This is a genomic window from Pararhizobium sp. A13 (assembly GCF_040126305.1).
Taxonomy (GTDB): Bacteria; Pseudomonadota; Alphaproteobacteria; order Rhizobiales; family Rhizobiaceae; genus Pararhizobium.
The window spans coordinates 733,856-749,820 of record NZ_CP149510.1 but is presented as its reverse complement, the minus strand read 5'-3'; the positions used below and the strand labels follow the sequence as shown (position 1 = coordinate 749,820).

The following is a 15,965-nucleotide window of genomic DNA, read 5'->3' as shown; positions in this document are numbered from 1 at the left end:
CTGGCGTGTTGGGGCGGTTATAGATAATTTCTCCGGAACGTGCCAGACCAAGGGCGACCAATTTGAGACAATTTTTTTGCGTTGCGACGAACGTCGTAAAAGGAATGTGAATGCCGATCAGTCTCGTCGTCGAAGGCCTCAGTGCGAAGCGCGGCGAGGACCTGATTTTTCACGACATTTCGTTCATTCTTAAGGCCGGACAAGCCCTTATCGTGACGGGCGCGAACGGGTCGGGCAAGTCGACGCTGCTGCGCGTTCTGGCAGGCCTTCTGGCGTCGGAATCTGGCACGGTGCGACTGGACGGAATCGCGTCGGAAATCGGCCATCCGCGCGAGCTCTGCCACTATCTCGGCCATCGCAATGCAATGAAGCGTGAGCTGACCGTCGAGGAGAATCTGTCCTTCTGGAAATCCTTCATGGGTGATTCGACCGGCGGGTCCGGGACGGGCGTTGAGGAAGCCACCGAGGCGCTGGGTCTCGGCGGCATCTCGCACCTGCCGTTCGGCTATCTCTCGGCAGGTCAGCAGCGGCGCATGGCGATGGCCAAGCTGCTCGTCGCCTATCGCCCGATCTGGCTTTTGGACGAACCGACGGCGGCGCTGGATGCGAGTGCCGACCGGTTGTTTGCCGCTCTGGTGTCGCGCCATCTCGTCGCGGGCGGCATCGTCGTTGCGGCAACGCACCAGCCATTGGGGGTGGAGGCGAGGGAGTTGCGGATGACGGGGTTTGCGGGTGTTGCGGGGGGATTGGTTTGAATATCGAGTTTGCCGCAATCACCCCCTTCTGCCCTGTCGGGCATCTCCCCCTCAAGGGGGGAGATCGGCTGGCGCTCTCCCGTGCCATCACCCCTCATCCGGCCTTTTGGGCCACCCTCTTCTCCTCGTTGGGGAGAAGAGGGTGGCTGCGGCAAGCCCACGGAGAAATCCCCACGTCTCGTATCAACGAAACATTGGGTTCGAAGGAGCCGCGGCAAACTCCCTCTTCTCCCCAGCGGGGAGAAGGTGGCCCCAAGGGCCGGATGAGGGGGGCTTTGCATCTTGGTTCGGAGTTCAATGCATGACCTCTCTCTTCCTCCGCGACCTCAAACTCGCCATGCGCGCCGGCGGCGGGGCGTTGATCGGCGTGTTGTTCTTCATGACGGTCGTCGCCGTCGTTCCGTTTGCCGTCGGCCCCGATCTCAATCTTTTGTCGCGGATCGGGCCGGCGATCCTGTGGATTGGCGCTCTGCTTGCCTCGCTGCTCGGGCTCGACCGGTTGTTCCAGGCGGAGCGCGAGGATGGCTCGCTGGACCTGATGCTGATGCAGGAAACGCCGCTGGTGCTGACCGTGCTGGTGAAGTGCCTGGCGCACTGGACGGCGACCGGCCTGCCGCTGGTGATCGCCTCGCCACTGCTGGGGCTGTTCATGAACATGAACGAGCTTGCGATCGGCGCGACCATGCTGACGCTGCTTGCCGGCACGCCTGCCATCACCCTCATCGGGGCTGCCGGTGCTGCCGTTGCGGTGACGCTGCCGCGCGGCGGTCTGCTGGTGTCGATCCTGGTCCTGCCGCTTGCCATCCCCGTCCTGATCTTCGGGGTCAGCGCTGCCTATGCGGCCGTCGAGGATCCCGCGCCGTTCTTGCCGCCTTTGCTGATATTGATCGCAATTACGCTGTTCTTCGCCGTGATCGGACCGCTTTCGGCGGCATTGGCGCTGCGATCCGCGTCGGACTGACGCAAATGTGATCGAAACGTCTTCATTGAAGAGAGAGGCCTTCGGCGTTAAAGAAGCATCATGAGCGAAAACAGTCTGGCCATCCGCAAATTCAGCGACCTTGCCAATCCCACCCGGTTTCTTGGCCTGGCGGCGCGCGTGCTGCCGTGGCTGGCCGCGCTGACTGCGGCATTTTTCGCGGTTGGCCTCTACCTCTCCTTCACCACCGAGGGCGATTACCAGCAGGGCGAGACGGTACGCATCATGTATGTGCATGTGCCTGCCGCCTGGCTGTCGATGATGTGCTACACGGTGATGGCGGTCTCGGCGCTCGGGACGCTGGTCTGGCGGCATCCGCTGGCCGATGTTTCTGCCCGCGCCGCAGCGCCCATCGGCGCCTGCTTCACGTTTCTCGCGCTCGTCACAGGTTCGCTCTGGGGCAAGCCGATGTGGGGGACGTGGTGGGTCTGGGACGCGCGGCTGACCTCTGTTTTCGTGCTGTTCCTGATGTATCTCGGGCTGATCGCGCTCAACCGGGCGATGGACGATCCGGGCAAGGCGGCCAAGGTGTCGGCCGTCTTGATCCTCGTCGGTTTCGTCAATATCCCGATCATCAAGTTCTCGGTCGAATGGTGGAACACCCTGCATCAGCCGGCGAGTGTTCTCAGGCTCGGCGGCTCGGCCATTGATCCGGAGTTTTTAGCGCCGCTGCTGGTGATGGCGGTTGCCTTCACGCTGCTGTTCTTCACCCTACACATCGCCGCGATGCGCAACGAAATCTGGCGCCGCCGGGTGACCTCGATGCGCCGGCAGGCGGCCCGCAGCGCCGGCCGGGAGGTCTGATCATGATGACCCATACGGCCTACGTCGCCGCCAGCTATGGCGTCGCCGCCGTTACGGTGGCGGTCCTTATCCTTTGGGTATGGGCCGACGGGCGCGCCCGCCGCCGCGAATTACGGGCGCTGGATGATGCCGGCATCCGTCGTCGTTCGGCGCAGCCGGGAGAGGCGCAATGAGCGTCGAGACGGAAAATGCCCGGCCGGGGAAGATGCGCATCGTCTTTGCGGCTCTCCCGCTTTTGATCTTTGCCGGGTTGGCGGCGATTTTCTGGAGCCAGCTCGATTCCGGACGGGATATCAGCGAAATTCCGTCCGCGTTGATTGGCACCAAGGCACCGTCGCTGGACCTGCCGCCGCTTGAAGGCGCTGCCTTCAAGGGTGCTGCCATGCCGGCGCTGACCGATGCGGCGGTCAAGGGTAAACTGACGCTGGTCAATGTCTGGGCGTCCTGGTGCGTGCCCTGTCGCGAGGAAAACCCGATCATCCTCGAGCTGGCCAAGGATCCCCGGCTGACGGTGGTCGGGATCAACTACAAGGACCAGACCGAAAACGCGCTCAGGTTCCTCGGCGAACTCGGCAATCCGTTTTCGGCGATCGGCGTCGATCCGCGCGGCAAGGCGGCGATCGACTGGGGCGTTTATGGAATCCCGGAATCCTATCTGGTCGATGCGTCGGGGACCATCGTCTACAAGCGGGTAGGACCGTTTGACGAGCGCAGCCTGAAGGAAGGGCTTTATCCGGCGATCGAGAAGGCCGCGGCTGCGAAGTAGCAGCCATGCCGCTAAGGACGTCAGGCATTCCTTTTTCCCTCATTACCGGGCTTGTCCCGGTAATCCAGCCACGCGATGTCCATCGCGTGAAAGAGCCTTTGCCCAAGGACTTGGGCGCGCCGGATCCCGGCCACAAGGGCGAGGATGAGGGGAGAATGGGGCGTCCTCTGGGTAGCACAGTCGGGTTTTGCCGGCCGGTAGCTCTGCCAGGCTTGCGTTCGATCACGCTTTCAAAGAACCGGGACTGCGAGCACGCTCTGCGCGCCGCCTTGCCAAGCCTTCACTGCCTCCAGCGGATAAACCAGCATCAGCACGTTCAAGGTCAGGTTATCGCGGATCAGCCAGCCGGTGAAAATCTCGAAGAAGATGGCGATGGCAACCGTGGCTGCAACCGGCGCGCGCCAGGCAAACAGGAAGCCGAGCGCCATGAAGGCGGTGTCCATCACCGAATTCAGGATGCTGTCGCCGTAATAATCGAGCGAGATCGTCGCGGTGCGGTAACGGTCGATGATGATGGGCGAGTTTTCCAGTAGTTCCCAGCCGACCTCGATCACCAGTGCCAGAAGCAGCTTGGCGGCGATCGGCTTGCGGCGCAGCAGGAGATGGGCAAGGCCGTAGAACAGGAAGCCGTGGATGATGTGCGAGGGGGTGTACCAGTCCGCCAGGTGCTGCGAATTGCCGGGGCCGTTGGCGACCGGCTCGAACAGCTTTACATAGCCGCATTCGCAGATCGGGATACGGCCCATCCAGTACATGATGACGGGCTGCAGGACGACGATGGCGGCGCAGACCGCAAGCCAGAGGGTCTGCCGTTGCGCGTTGCGCGGGGCGTCGATCGCGCTCACTTGCCGGCCTCTTCCGGCGGGTTCAGCGAGTGCTTCATGATCAGCGGCATCTGGAACATGGTGAAGGCGAGCGTGATGGGCATGGTGCCCCAGACCTTGAACGCGACCCAGAAATCATCGGCGGCCTTGGCGTCGGGCAGGTAGTAGGCATTGGCGCCGCGCCAGGCGATCTCGTTCAAGACGGCGAGGAACAGGAAGAACACGCCCCAGCGCAGGGTCAGCTTGCGCCAGCCTTCCTCATCGAGTTGGAAGGCGGCATTGAAGACATAACCGAGCAGCGATTTGCCGAAGGCAAGGCCGCCAAGCAGCACCACGCCGAACAGCGTGTTGATGATGGTCGGCTTCATCTTGAAGAAGAGTTCGTCCTGCAGGTAGATGCCAAGACCGCCGAAGACGATCACGACGATGCCCGATATGAAAGGCATCAGCGGCAGGTGGCCAAGCACGACCTTGGAAACGACGAGCGAAATCACCGTCGCCGCCATGAACAGACCGCTGGCGATGAACAGCGGCCCGCCGAGCACGGACAGAACCGGAAAATTCGCGGCCAGCCATTCGCCGCGTAGGTTGGCGAAGAAGAACACGAGCAGCGGCCCGAGCTCCAACGCCAGCTTGAGCATCGGGTGGTGCCGGTCGGCGGCGGTGGGCGTGATATCGCTTTCGAATTTCATCGGATCGGTCAAACCTGGTTCGTTTCGCCTCGCCATGGACGTCTCCCACGGCATATCTGTGGCATCAATGGGCAATCCCGGCAATGGCATGGGCAAAATCGCTGGCCTCGAAGGGTTCGAGATCATCGACGCCTTCGCCGACGCCGATGAAATAGACCGGCAGCTTGTGCTTGGCGGAGATGGCAACAAGGATGCCGCCGCGCGCCGTGCCGTCAAGCTTGGTCATGATCAGCCCGTTGACGCCGGCGACGTTGCGGAAGATCTCGACCTGGTTCAGCGCATTCTGGCCGGTGGTCGCGTCGAGTGTCTGCAGCACGGTGTGCGGCGCATCGGGATCAAGCTTGCCGAGCACGCGGACGATCTTTTCGAGTTCCGCCATCAGTTCGGCGCGGTTCTGCAGCCGGCCGGCGGTGTCGATGATCAGGACATCGCTCTTCTTCAGTTTTGCTTGCTCGAAAGCCTCATAGGCAAGGCCCGCAGCATCCGCCCCGAGTTTCGAGGAGACGATGTCGGACTTGGTGCGTTCCGCCCAGATCTTCAGCTGCTCGATCGCTGCCGCTCTGAATGTGTCGCCGGCAGCGAGCATCACCTTCAGGCCCGCGCCCGAAAGCTTGGCCGCAAGCTTGCCGATGGTCGTCGTCTTGCCGGTGCCGTTGACGCCGACGACGAGGATGACATGCGGCTTGTGGGAAAGATCGAGCTGCAGCGGCTTGGCGACGGGGGCCAGCACCTTGGTGATCTCGGCCGCCATGATACGGGTGACGTCCTCGCCGGTCACGTCCTTGCCGTAGCGCTCGGAGGCCAGCGTGTCGGTGACGCGCAGTGCCGTTTCGACGCCGAGATCGGCCTGGATCAGCAGGTCTTCGAGGTCCTGCAGCGTCTCGTCGTCGAGCTTGCGCTTGGTGAACAGCGCGGTGATCTGGCCGGTGAGCTGCGAGGAGGTGCGGGCAAGGCCCTGGCGCAGGCGCTGGAACCAGCTGAGTTTCTGTTTCGGTGCCTCGGGTTCCGGCGCGGGCTCGGCACGACCGGTGGCAAAGCCTTTGGGGAGGGCGATTTCGGCGGTCGTTTCGGGCTCTGCGTTTGCGGGGAGATCGTCAGCCCCCTGTGCCCTGTCGGGCATCTCCCCCTCAAGGGGGGAGATCGCATGTGGCGCGCTTTCGCTTGGCGCACCGGCGTTCCGCATTGTGGCGGGGTCACCCCCCTCGGTCGGCTCCGCCGACATCTCCCCCTCAAGGGAGGAGATTGCACCTGCGGCATTCTCCTGTGTTGTCAAAACCTCAGTGCTTGCGGACGTCGGGTCTTGCTCCGTCTGATCTCCCCCCTTGAGGGGGAGATGTCCTGAAGGGACGGAGGGGGGTGTCGCGCGTTCCTCGATCTCGGACGCTTCTGCTTCCGCCTCCAGCAGCGAGAGCGGGATCAGGCCAAGATCGCCGATCTGGTCGGTCGGGGGGAGAAGGGCGTGTCCCTCTTCTTCCGCGGCCTCGGTTTCGAACGCGGGCGCATCGGCGGTATCCGCAGAGGGGCCGCCGCCGGTATCCATTTCTGCCGGCAGCACCGGATCGGTGGCGACGGGCAGGTCCTCGGTGCGCGAGTGCGGCTCGAGCTCCGATTCGATCGCCCGGGTTTCTTCAGGCGTGAAGGCCGATTCGGCGAGATCCATGACCTCGTCGACCGCAGGCACGGCGGCGGGCTCGGCTTCGATCGGCTTGTCCTTGCCGAAGGTGAAGACCTTTTTGAGAAAGCTGAGCGCCATTTGAATTCCGTAAACTCAGGCCGCGTCGGCGGCCGTCAGTTGCATGTCCAAAGCGCGCCGCGCTTCAGGTCTTTGTTTTTATGCATGTCGTTGTCCCAAAACCGCGGTGCGCTTCTAGGCGACATGCATGAGATGCTTGCCGTTGTGGCCGGTGATCGTCGCCTGCACGAATGTGCGTGGCGTCAAGCCGGGGACTGCGGCGAGCGTGAAATTTTCCGTATGCGCCAGGCCGTTGTTCTCGACGAGCAGCCATTGCTGCGTTCCGACCATGCTGTCAAGATGGGACTGATGAAGCTGAAGTCCAGTGGCGTGCAGCCGGGCGGCGCGTTCCTTGACCAGGGCGCGATCGAGCTGCGGCATGCGCGCGGCGGGCGTTCCCTGTCGCGGGCTGTAGGGAAAGACGTGCAGATGGGCGATGCCCGCCTCTTCGGCGAGGCTCACGGCACTCTCGAACATCTCTTCCGTTTCGGTCGGGAAACCGGCGATCATGTCGGCGCCGAAGCTCACCTGCGGCCGCAGACGGCGCACGTCTTCGATGAAACGCAGGGCATCGGCGCGACTGTGGCGGCGTTTCATGCGCTTCAGGATCATGTCGTCGCCATGCTGCAGCGACAGGTGCAGATGCGGCATGAAGCGCGGCTCATCCGCGATCAGGTCCATCAGATGGTCGTCCGCCTCGATGCTGTCGATCGAGGAGAGGCGCAGGCGCCGGATTTCGGGAACCTGCTTCAGCAGCGTCTTGGCGAGCAGGCCGAGCGTCGGGGTGCCGGGCAGGTCGGCGCCGTAGCTCGTGGCATCGACGCCGGTCAGCACGATCTCACGATAGCCGCTGTCGGCGAGCTTGCGCGCCTGATCGACGACGGCGCCCATCGGCACCGAGCGGGAATTGCCGCGGCCATAGGGGATGATGCAGAAGGTGCAGCGGTGATCGCAGCCGTTCTGCACCTGGATGAAGGCGCGCACATGGCCTTCGATCAGCTTGACCATCTGCGGCGCGGTTTCGCGCACGCTCATGATATCGTTGACGCGCAGCTTTTCTTCCGCCGAGACGCCGAAATCGGGAAGCGACCGGTAGGAGACGCTTTTCAGCTTCTCCTCGTTGCCGAGCACGGCATCGACTTCCGGCATCTCGGCAAAGGTCTGCTGTTCGGTCTGGGCGGCACAGCCGGTGACGATGATGCGGGCATGCGGGTTTTCGCGGCGGGCGCGGCGAATCGCCTGGCGAGCCTGGCGCACGGCCTCGCCGGTGACGGCGCAGGTGTTGACGAGGATGGCGTTGTTCAGCCCCGCCTTTTCGGCTTCAGCCCGCATCACTTCGGATTCGTAGGTGTTGAGACGACAGCCGAAGGTTATGACGTCGACGCCGCTCAAAGCGCCCGGCTTTCCGTGGCCGCGACTTCGTCGCGCGACCACAGCCCGGTCGTGGGGTCGACCGTCCCGGACCATTCCCATTCGGCAGGTCCCGTCATTATGACATGGTCGTCGTGCTCGCGCCATTCGATCGACAGGATGCCGGGCGGGGTGGCGCTGGCGACGGTGATTGCCACATTGCGGCCGGTGCGGCCGGTGCGGGCGGCCGAAACCGCGGCCGAACAGGCGGCGGAGCCGCAGGCGAGCGTCAGGCCGGCGCCACGCTCCCAGGTCCGGGTTGTGAGCGACGAGGGCGAGGTGACCTGAGCCAGCGTGATATTGGCGCGCTCGGGAAACATCGGATGATTTTCGAGCAGCGGGCCGAAACGTTCGAGATCGAACGACATGACGTCCCGATCGACCCAGAAGACCGCATGCGGATTGCCCATCGACATGACGGAGGGCGAATGCAGGATCGGGGCGTCGATCGGGCCGATCTGCAGCTCGATGCGGCTGGTGTCGTGGAATTCTTCCGAAAGCGGGATGCGGTCCCACTCGAAAACGGGTGTGCCCATATCGACGGAGATCGTGCCGTCGGCATGCTCTTCGGCATTGAGGATGCCGGCGACGGTCTGGAAGGTGAAGGCCTTTTTGCCGGTTTCGGCGGCCAGCGCCTGGACGACGCAGCGCGTACCGTTGCCGCAGGCCTGCGCCTTCGAACCGTCGGAATTGAGGATGTCGATGAAGGCATCGGTTCCCTCAGCCTTCGGATCGTGGATCGCCATGATCTGGTCGAACTGGGTCTCAGGATCGGCATTGAGCGCGATCGCCGCGTCAGGCGTCACCTTGTCCTTGCGGCCGCGCATGTCGACGACCAGGATCTTGTTGCCAAGCCCGTTCATCCTTGCGAATTCGACCGTTGTGCTCATGACGTCCATTCCAGCGTTTCCTGGCCACCGTTTCTCGGCGTGTATATGGCGGAAATGCGGGAAAATTACCAGTGGTGCAAATCACCCTCCCCTTGAGGGGGGAGGTGGATCTCCCTCTTCTCCCCGGCGAGGCGATGGGGGTGGCGCGGCAGACTGCGGAGCAAGTGGCCCCCCTCAGCCGGCCCTGCCGGCCTCTTCTCCCCGCTGGGGAGAAGAGGAGCGTGCCGCAAACGCCTTCAGCCACGCGCAGGATACTGCCGTGGTGGAGGACGCACGCAAATGCGGAACCTCGATTGTATCTTTTAAGAAGCGGCTCCGCATTTGCGTGGCCTTCGGTGTTCTTCGGGGCTTCCGGCCCCTTGAAATGCTTGCCCTGTCTCGCTGCACCGCTTTGAGCGGCTTGCATGGCTGAACCAAGCCGGGCTTGGGACCCGGGGGAGACATTGTGACGGACCATTCGCGGCACCGCCCGGCGCACATCACCCTGTCTTCGGCCGCACGTTACAGCGTCGGAACAGGGCACCGGCTCCCGCCTGCCCCGCGACCGTCTCGCAAGGCACTCCGGTGGCGGAAGCAGGGAGAGTATGACGGAGATTCTTGCAGCGGGGATGAGCGGGGAAAAAATCGGCGGTTAGGCCGGATCGACGGATGCCGCTGCCCGGCTTCAATCCGTTGCGATCCTGTCAATCGCGGGTAATCTTGCCGGCACATGATTGACTCTTATGGAGGGAATAGATGTCCGACGCCATCCCCGTGCTGACCGGCAAATGCATGTGCGGTGCCGTCGAATACACGGTCGAGGATGCATTCGGCTATGCCATGAACTGCCATTGCTCGAACTGCCGGCGCACCACCGGTTCGGCCTTCAAGCCTTTCGCCGGGATCGAGCGGGGCAAGCTGCGGCTTGTGAAGGGCGAGGACGCGCTGCTGATCTTTGGCAACGGAGACGACGCGCATGATGTCCACTGTCGGACCTGCGGCTCGCTTCTCTATTCCGTCGTGCGCGAGGGGGCCTATGTCCACGTTGCCATGGGCACGCTGGTGGATGCGCCGACGATCCGCCCGTCGGGGCATATTTTCGTGGGATCGAAGGCGCCGTGGTACGAGATCACGGATGATCTGCCGCAGTATCGCGAGTTTCCGGAGGATTGAGGGCGCGCTTGTTTCGCACGATGGTAGCCCAAGGCTCCGTCATCCTCGCCCTTGTGGCGGGGATCCAGCCGCCGCGCGTCGGCGCGGCGAAAGGACTGGTCGCATGAGGTTGGGAGTCCTCTCACGGCGCGGACGCGCCGTGGCTGGATTCCTGTGACAGGCACGGGAATGACGGAGGAGGAGGGCTTGCGGCGAGAAAGCCCACTCAGATCGCGGGAACATCGAAAACCTCACCCGCCCGCAGCGCCCGGAAACGCTCCGGCGCAACGCCTTGCTCTCTCAATGCCTTTTCCAACGCGGCGACCGGCTCCTTGATCCCCTCATTCGTCAGCTGGATCGTCGCGAAATGATGGCCGGCGACATAGGTCGCGTTGCAGAGCTGCATGCCTTTGACCGCTTCCGCCGGGTTCTGGTGCTGCGCCTTCATGAACCAGCGCGGCTCATAGGCGCCGATCGGCAGGTTGGCGAGACGGAAGAGGCCGTGTTTTTCGCAGGCCGCGCGGTAGTTGATGCCGCCGTGAAAGCCGGTGTCGCCGATGTGATAGATCTTTCCGGCGGGCGTCGAAATGACGAAGGCGGCCCAGAGCGCCATGCGGCGGTCGCGGGTGCCGCGGGCTGACCAGTGGTGACAGGGTTCGCTATCGATAGTGACGCCGTCCCGGAACGAGAGCTGGTCGCCCCAGTCGACGGCGGAAATCTTGCACACGGGGATGGCGCGGCGGATGATCGTGTCGTTGCCGAGCGGCGTCACGATATGCGGACCGTCCGCCTTGTGCAGCCGTTTCAACGTTGCGAGGTCGAGATGGTCGTAGTGATTGTGGGTGACGAGCACGATATCGATCGGCGGCAGGTCGTCGAAGCGGATGCCGGGCTCGACGACGCGCTTCGGGCCGGCAAAGGAAAACGGGCTGGTACGGTTCGACCAGACGGGGTCGGTGAGGATATTGAGGCCTGCGACCTGGATCAGCAGCGTGGCATGGCCGATCATGGTCACGCGCAGGTCCTGCCCTCCGATGCGATCAGCCGGTTTCGCGGGTGGAAAGGGGCTGGGTGCCTGTTTTGGCCAGGCGCTCCTGCCGCCCCCGAACTGCCAGCGCATCAACTCGCGAAAGCCGAGCGGGGCTTCGCCTTCAGGATTGAAGAAATGCGTGCCGTCGAAATGATCGGAGACGGGGCCTTGGTAGTAAGGATTGCGGTTGCGCCCGCCTTTCGTGTTCATGCGGTCTTTCGATCTCCGTGACGTTGGCCTTGTGCGATCATGAGCTGAAACTGGTAAGTTGCCGCGCTTGATGAAAGAATCCAAAGAAAATTATTCGCACATGAGTCCGACTTGATTTTGCTGGCAACCAATATCTTCTTATCGCAAATTTCCATTAGCGGACTGGCTTTCGCAGTCGCGTGTTTGGCAAAACCTGTTGGAAGACCTATGTCGAACTTCCTTGAGACGAAGCCACCTTTTTCGTCGCCAGTCTTTAAGGCACTGGCAATATTTATCCTCTCCCTCTCCGCCCATTCTCTTATTTCCGCAGGAAAAGCATGGGAAGGATAGATTGGGATTCATCGAAGATCTTCAGTCGAAGAATTTCACCTGCAACTTTTCTCCCTCTGGGTTGCGGTTCAATTGTGTCCGTTTCGGATGCAAGCGGGCTTTTCTCTTCTCGAAATACCTGATGCAGTGGAGCGTCTCTCCCGAAATTTTGAACTCCAACGCATACAATGCCACGACCATTGACTACCAGTTGGCCAAGGGCTGCTATCGTCCGGAAGATGTGACGAAAGAGCAGGAGAAGTTCGTTTTCAGGCATGGACAGTTAGAAATGACAGATTGCGCCTTGCCTGTCTGGATCTTTCCCTCAAGTTGTAGGGGGCGTTGTCAACGAACGCGGTTGCTTCAGCTTTTGGATAGTATTCCAGCATTTTTGGCCTCCATCCTTGACTTTCCCGCCGCTTTCCTGTTTATCCGCCGCAATCTGCGACAAGTAACGAGACTTGAAGCCGCCGACCGGGACCCCAAGAGGGTATAAAGAGATCCCGGAGGTCAACACCCGACAGCGCGTTGCGCCCTCGGGTGCTTTTTGGCTTTGCGTCTTGTTTTCGAGATTGCAGGTACCACGTTTTCGGGGCAAATCCAGTCAAGCCGAAAACGAGAAGGACGAGCTGATGTTTGAAAGTCTCCAGGACCGCCTTGGATCCATCCTGAATGGATTGACCGGCCGTGGCGCGCTGTCGGAAGCCGATGTGTCGGCGGCCCTGCGCGAGGTTCGCCGTGCGCTCCTGGAAGCCGACGTCGCGCTCGAGGTCGTGCGCTCGTTCACCGACAAGGTACGCGAAAAGGCTGTCGGCGCGGAAATCCTGAAGTCGATCAAGCCCGGCCAGATGGTCGTCAAGATCGTCCATGACGAGCTGATCGCCATGCTCGGGTCCGAAGGCGTGCCGATCGATCTCAATGCTCCGGCGCCGGTCGTCATCATGATGGTCGGTCTGCAGGGCTCGGGCAAGACGACGACGACGGGCAAGATCGCCCTTCGCATGACGACGCGGGACAAGAAGAAGGTCCTGATGGCGTCCCTCGACACGCGCCGTCCGGCAGCGCAGGAGCAGCTTCGCCAGCTCGGGGCCCAGACCGGCGTCGATACACTGCCGATCATCGCCGGCCAGTCGCCGACCGATATCGCCGCGCGCGCCGTGCAGGCGGCCAAGCTCGGCGGCCATGACATCGTCATTCTCGATACCGCCGGCCGCACGCATATCGACGAGCCGCTGATGATCGAGATGGCCGAAATCAAGCGCCGCTCGAACCCGCATGAAATCCTGCTGGTCGCCGATGCGCTGACCGGTCAGGATGCCGTCAATCTTGCCCGCAATTTCGACGAGCGCGTCGGCATCACCGGCCTCGTCTTGACCCGCATGGACGGCGACGGCCGCGGCGGTGCGGCCCTTTCGATGCGTGCCGTCACCGGCAAGCCGATCAAGCTGATCGGCGTCGGCGAAAAGATGGCGGAGCTGGAAGAATTCCATCCCCGCCGCGTCGCCGATCGCATCCTCGGCATGGGCGACATCGTCTCGCTGGTCGAGAAGGCCGCCGAAAACATCGATGCCGAGAAGGCGGCGGCCATGGCCGCCAAGATGAAGACCGGCAAGTTTGACCTCAACGATCTCGCCGACCAGCTCAAGCAGATGCAGAAGATGGGTGGCATGGGCGGCATCATGGGCATGATGCCCGGCATGTCCGGCATGAAGGACAAGATGGCCGCCGCCGGCCTCGATGACAGGATGTTCGGCCGCCAGCTCGCCATCATCTCGTCGATGACCAAGGCCGAGCGCGCCAATCCCGATATTCTCAAGCATTCGCGCAAGAAGCGCATCGCGGCCGGCTCCGGCACGGATGCCAGCGAAATCAACAAGCTTTTGAAAATGCACCGCCAGATGGCCGACATGATGAAAATGATGGGCGGCAAGAAGGGCGGCGGCATGATGAAGCAGATGATGGGCGGCCTCGCCGGCAAGATGGGCCTCGGTGGCATGGGCGGCGGAATGGGCGGCATGCCGGACCTGTCCAAGATGGACCCCAAGCAGCTCGAAGCCCTGCAGAAGCAGGCCGAGGCCGCGGGTCTCGGCAAGGGTCTGCCCGGTGGTGGCGGATTGCCGGGTTTGGGTGGCGGCATGAAGCTGCCTGGTCTCGGCGGCGGTTTCCCGGGGCTTCCCGGCCTGCCGAAGAAGAAGTGAGCGAGGACGGGAAGCGGAATGGTTGATCCTGCCGTCAAAACAGAACTGTCGAGCTACCGTCAGTCGATCGACAATATCGACGCGGCGCTCGTCCACATGCTGGCCGAACGGTTTCGCTGCACCAAGGCGGTGGGCGTGCTGAAAGCCAAGTACAATTTGCCGCCGGCGGACCCGGCGCGCGAGGAATACCAGATCGAACGCCTTCGCCGCCTGGCGAAGGATGCCAATCTGGACCCGGATTTCGCGGAGAAGTTCCTGAACTTCATCATCCACGAGGTGATCCGGCATCATGAAGCAATCGCTGCCGATCTCAAGGATTGATCCCGAAAAGTGGCTACCGGTTTTCGGACCAGATCAATCCCAGGGAAATCAGCTCTAACAAATACACAAAAAGGCCGCCAGAGGCGGTTGAATATCTCAAGGAGTACATGACATGGCACTGAAAATTCGTCTCGCCCGCGGTGGTTCCAAGAAGCGTCCGTTCTACCAGATCGTCGTTGCCGACGTGCGTTCGCCGCGCGATGGCCGCTTCCTGGAAAAGGTCGGTTCGTGGAACCCGATGCTGAAGAAGGACGACGCCAAGCGCGTTGAGCTGAACAACGAGCGCATCCAGCATTGGCTGTCGAACGGCGCCCTGCCGACCGACCGCGTCCTGCGCTTCCTCAACGAAGCCGGCATCGCCAAGCGCGAAGTCCGCAACAACCCGGAAAAGGCGGTACCGGGCAAGAAGGCCCAGGAACGCGCTGCCGAAGCCAAGCAGAAGGCTGAAGACGCCGCTGCTGCTGCCGCTGAATAAGCCACGCGACAGCGCATGTTTTGAAGGCGGGCGGCGTTTTCATGCCGCCCGTTTTCGTTTATTCGAAGGGCACACTCTGGAGACGACCCGGCGATGAGCAAACTGAAGAATCCTGTCCTGATGGGAACGATCGGCGCGGCGCAGGGCCTGCGCGGTGAAGTGCGCGTCAAATCCTTCGCCTCCGAGCCGACGGCGATCGGCGACTATGGGCATCTCCACGCCGAGGACGGCCGCTCTTTCGAAGTGCTTGAAGTGCGCGAGGCGAAGAACGTTGTCATCGTGCGCTTCCGCGGCATCAACGACCGCAATGCCGCCGAGGCGCTGAACGGGCTCGATCTTTACGTCGAACGCGACAACCTGCCGGACGATGATCTCGACGACGATGAATTCTTCTATGCCGATCTCGAAGGGCTGGAAGCGCTCGATGGCGAAGGCAAGAGCTACGGCACCGTCACCGGCGTCTTCGATTTCGGCGCGGGCGACCTTCTGGAGCTGAAAGGGCCTGGAAAGCGGCCGGTGCTGATCCCGTTCTCCGAATGGTCGGTGCTGGAAATCGATCTCGAAGCCGGAACCATGCTGGTCGATCCACTGGCGGCCGGGCTTGTCGACGACAGGCAAGACGATCCGAACGCGCCCTTCAAGCCTAAGAAGAAGTGAGCGGCCAAGCCATGAGCTTCCGCGCGACCATTCTGACGCTTTATCCGGACATGTTTCCGGGGCATCTTGGCCATTCGCTGTCCGGCAAGGCGCTCGAGCGCGGCCAGTGGTCGCTGGATACGGTGCAGATCCGCGATTTTGCCGAAGACAAGCACCGCACGGTCGATGACACGCCGGCCGGCGGCGGCGCCGGCATGGTGCTGAGGGCGGATATCCTCGCCAAGGCGATAGACCATGCCTCTGATGGAGACGACCGCCCGCGGCTTTTGATGAGCCCGCGCGGGCTGCCGCTGACGCAGGAGCGCGTGCGCGAGCTGGCAGTCGGTCCGGGCGCGATCATCGTCTGCGGCCGCTTCGAGGGCGTCGACCAGCGGGTGATCGACAGCCGCGGGCTCGAGGAGGTTTCGATCGGCGACTATATCCTTTCCGGCGGCGAACCGGCGGCGCTGGTGCTACTCGACGCGGTCGTGCGCATCCTGCCCGGCGTCATGGGCAATGATCTCTCGGGTGTTCACGAGAGTTTCGAGGGCGGGCTGCTGGAGCATCCGCACTACACGCGGCCGCAGGTTTTCGAGGGCATGGAAATCCCCGCGGTTCTGACGTCGGGCCATCATGGCGAGATCGAGAAATGGCGCGAGGCCGAGGCGCGCAAGCTGACGGCTGAACGCAGGCCGGATCTGCTGCGTTCCTAGGCGGCATTCCAAAACCGTGTCTTCAACGTCGCATGTATTTTGGCCGGGGGATGGACCATCCCCCGGCCATTGGCATAGCAAGGCGCGATC

At 62.6% G+C, this 15,965-nt stretch carries 18 protein-coding genes; 12 read left to right on the top strand and 6 right to left on the bottom strand.

The window, feature by feature from the left end; all coding sequences use genetic code 11:
* Positions 1-116 precede the first annotated feature (116 nt).
* The 5 genes from ccmA (at position 117) to WI754_RS03575 (ending at position 3,304) form a co-directional block, all read left to right on the top strand.
* On the top strand, positions 117-755 hold the full coding sequence (gene ccmA, locus WI754_RS03595) for a heme ABC exporter ATP-binding protein CcmA (protein WP_349437714.1): 639 nt from the start codon (positions 117-119) through the stop codon (positions 753-755).
* Positions 756-1,056: 301 nt separating this feature from the next.
* A complete protein-coding gene (gene ccmB, locus WI754_RS03590; RefSeq protein WP_349436272.1) occupies positions 1,057-1,716 on the top strand; it encodes a heme exporter protein CcmB in 660 nt (219 codons plus the stop codon).
* Positions 1,717-1,776: 60 nt separating this feature from the next.
* Complete coding sequence (locus WI754_RS03585) at positions 1,777-2,538, top strand: heme ABC transporter permease (RefSeq protein WP_349436271.1); 762 nt, start codon at positions 1,777-1,779, stop codon at positions 2,536-2,538.
* Positions 2,539-2,540: 2 nt separating this feature from the next.
* Positions 2,541-2,711 (top strand): heme exporter protein CcmD, encoded by a 171-nt coding sequence (gene ccmD, locus WI754_RS03580; protein ID WP_349436270.1) that lies wholly within the window; start codon positions 2,541-2,543, stop codon positions 2,709-2,711.
* Entirely contained in the window at positions 2,708-3,304 is a 597-nt protein-coding gene (locus tag WI754_RS03575) for a DsbE family thiol:disulfide interchange protein (RefSeq protein ID WP_349436269.1), read from the top strand. Before ccmD ends, WI754_RS03575 begins: the two co-directional genes overlap by 4 nt.
* Positions 3,305-3,534: 230 nt before the next feature.
* On the opposite strand, the gene WI754_RS03570 is transcribed toward WI754_RS03575, so the two are convergent.
* From WI754_RS03570 to dapF, 5 genes are all read right to left on the bottom strand, one after another.
* The gene (locus WI754_RS03570) at positions 3,535-4,149 is read right to left on the bottom strand and encodes a DUF2585 domain-containing protein (protein WP_349436268.1); all 615 of its coding nucleotides are present in this window, start codon (positions 4,147-4,149) and stop codon (positions 3,535-3,537) included.
* Positions 4,146-4,820: a septation protein A gene (locus WI754_RS03565; protein ID WP_349437713.1), complete on the bottom strand. Its 675-nt coding sequence runs from the start codon at positions 4,818-4,820 to the stop codon at positions 4,146-4,148. Before WI754_RS03565 ends, WI754_RS03570 begins: the two co-directional genes overlap by 4 nt.
* Positions 4,821-4,884: 64 nt before the next feature.
* Complete coding sequence (ftsY, locus tag WI754_RS03560) at positions 4,885-6,573, bottom strand: signal recognition particle-docking protein FtsY (RefSeq protein ID WP_349436267.1); 1,689 nt, start codon at positions 6,571-6,573, stop codon at positions 4,885-4,887.
* Positions 6,574-6,687: 114 nt separating this feature from the next.
* Positions 6,688-7,944 (bottom strand): tRNA (N(6)-L-threonylcarbamoyladenosine(37)-C(2))-methylthiotransferase MtaB, encoded by a 1,257-nt coding sequence (gene mtaB / locus WI754_RS03555; RefSeq protein ID WP_349436266.1) that lies wholly within the window; start codon positions 7,942-7,944, stop codon positions 6,688-6,690.
* Positions 7,941-8,852: a diaminopimelate epimerase gene (gene dapF / locus WI754_RS03550; protein WP_349436265.1), complete on the bottom strand. Its 912-nt coding sequence runs from the start codon at positions 8,850-8,852 to the stop codon at positions 7,941-7,943. The genes mtaB and dapF overlap by 4 nt, the downstream gene beginning before the upstream one ends.
* 735 nt (positions 8,853-9,587) lie before the next feature.
* Here dapF and WI754_RS03545 point away from each other — a divergent pair.
* A complete protein-coding gene (locus tag WI754_RS03545) occupies positions 9,588-10,004 on the top strand; it encodes a GFA family protein (RefSeq protein ID WP_349436264.1) in 417 nt (138 codons plus the stop codon).
* Positions 10,005-10,209: 205 nt separating this feature from the next.
* Here WI754_RS03545 and WI754_RS03540 read toward each other — a convergent pair whose 3' ends face one another.
* On the bottom strand, positions 10,210-11,223 hold the full coding sequence (locus WI754_RS03540; RefSeq protein WP_349436263.1) for an MBL fold metallo-hydrolase: 1,014 nt from the start codon (positions 11,221-11,223) through the stop codon (positions 10,210-10,212).
* A 331-nt stretch (positions 11,224-11,554) separates the two neighbouring features.
* Between WI754_RS03540 and WI754_RS03535 the strand changes: the two genes are divergently transcribed.
* From WI754_RS03535 to trmD, 6 genes are all read left to right on the top strand, one after another.
* Positions 11,555-12,028 (top strand): hypothetical protein, encoded by a 474-nt coding sequence (locus WI754_RS03535; RefSeq protein WP_349436262.1) that lies wholly within the window; start codon positions 11,555-11,557, stop codon positions 12,026-12,028.
* 136 nt (positions 12,029-12,164) lie between these two features.
* On the top strand, positions 12,165-13,730 hold the full coding sequence (gene ffh, locus WI754_RS03530; RefSeq protein ID WP_349436261.1) for a signal recognition particle protein: 1,566 nt from the start codon (positions 12,165-12,167) through the stop codon (positions 13,728-13,730).
* An 18-nt stretch (positions 13,731-13,748) separates the two neighbouring features.
* Positions 13,749-14,051: a chorismate mutase gene (locus WI754_RS03525; RefSeq protein ID WP_349436260.1), complete on the top strand. Its 303-nt coding sequence runs from the start codon at positions 13,749-13,751 to the stop codon at positions 14,049-14,051.
* A 112-nt stretch (positions 14,052-14,163) separates the two neighbouring features.
* Positions 14,164-14,526: a 30S ribosomal protein S16 gene (rpsP, locus tag WI754_RS03520; RefSeq protein ID WP_018328561.1), complete on the top strand. Its 363-nt coding sequence runs from the start codon at positions 14,164-14,166 to the stop codon at positions 14,524-14,526.
* A 93-nt stretch (positions 14,527-14,619) separates the two neighbouring features.
* On the top strand, positions 14,620-15,183 hold the full coding sequence (rimM, locus tag WI754_RS03515; RefSeq protein ID WP_349436259.1) for a ribosome maturation factor RimM: 564 nt from the start codon (positions 14,620-14,622) through the stop codon (positions 15,181-15,183).
* Positions 15,184-15,194: 11 nt separating this feature from the next.
* The gene (gene trmD / locus WI754_RS03510) at positions 15,195-15,875 is read left to right on the top strand and encodes a tRNA (guanosine(37)-N1)-methyltransferase TrmD (protein ID WP_349436257.1); all 681 of its coding nucleotides are present in this window, start codon (positions 15,195-15,197) and stop codon (positions 15,873-15,875) included.
* Positions 15,876-15,965 lie beyond the last annotated feature (90 nt).

What these genes read in the sequence shown, in the direction of transcription:
- ccmB (WP_349436272.1), top strand. Translation starts at nt 1,057, where the DNA reads ATGACCTCTCTCTTCCTCCGCGACCTCAAACTCGCCATGCGCGCCGGC.
- WI754_RS03585 (WP_349436271.1), top strand. Translation starts at nt 1,777, where the DNA reads ATGAGCGAAAACAGTCTGGCCATCCGCAAATTCAGCGACCTTGCCAAT.
- ccmD (WP_349436270.1), top strand. Translation starts at nt 2,541, where the DNA reads ATGATGACCCATACGGCCTACGTCGCCGCCAGCTATGGCGTCGCCGCC.
- WI754_RS03575 (WP_349436269.1), top strand. Translation starts at nt 2,708, where the DNA reads ATGAGCGTCGAGACGGAAAATGCCCGGCCGGGGAAGATGCGCATCGTC.
- WI754_RS03565 (WP_349437713.1), bottom strand. Translation starts at nt 4,820, where the DNA reads ATGAAATTCGAAAGCGATATCACGCCCACCGCCGCCGACCGGCACCAC.
- ftsY (WP_349436267.1), bottom strand. Translation starts at nt 6,573, where the DNA reads ATGGCGCTCAGCTTTCTCAAAAAGGTCTTCACCTTCGGCAAGGACAAG.
- dapF (WP_349436265.1), bottom strand. Translation starts at nt 8,852, where the DNA reads ATGAGCACAACGGTCGAATTCGCAAGGATGAACGGGCTTGGCAACAAG.
- WI754_RS03545 (WP_349436264.1), top strand. Translation starts at nt 9,588, where the DNA reads ATGTCCGACGCCATCCCCGTGCTGACCGGCAAATGCATGTGCGGTGCC.
- WI754_RS03540 (WP_349436263.1), bottom strand. Translation starts at nt 11,223, where the DNA reads ATGAACACGAAAGGCGGGCGCAACCGCAATCCTTACTACCAAGGCCCC.
- ffh (WP_349436261.1), top strand. Translation starts at nt 12,165, where the DNA reads ATGTTTGAAAGTCTCCAGGACCGCCTTGGATCCATCCTGAATGGATTG.
- WI754_RS03525 (WP_349436260.1), top strand. Translation starts at nt 13,749, where the DNA reads ATGGTTGATCCTGCCGTCAAAACAGAACTGTCGAGCTACCGTCAGTCG.
- rpsP (WP_018328561.1), top strand. Translation starts at nt 14,164, where the DNA reads ATGGCACTGAAAATTCGTCTCGCCCGCGGTGGTTCCAAGAAGCGTCCG.
- rimM (WP_349436259.1), top strand. Translation starts at nt 14,620, where the DNA reads ATGAGCAAACTGAAGAATCCTGTCCTGATGGGAACGATCGGCGCGGCG.
- trmD (WP_349436257.1), top strand. Translation starts at nt 15,195, where the DNA reads ATGAGCTTCCGCGCGACCATTCTGACGCTTTATCCGGACATGTTTCCG.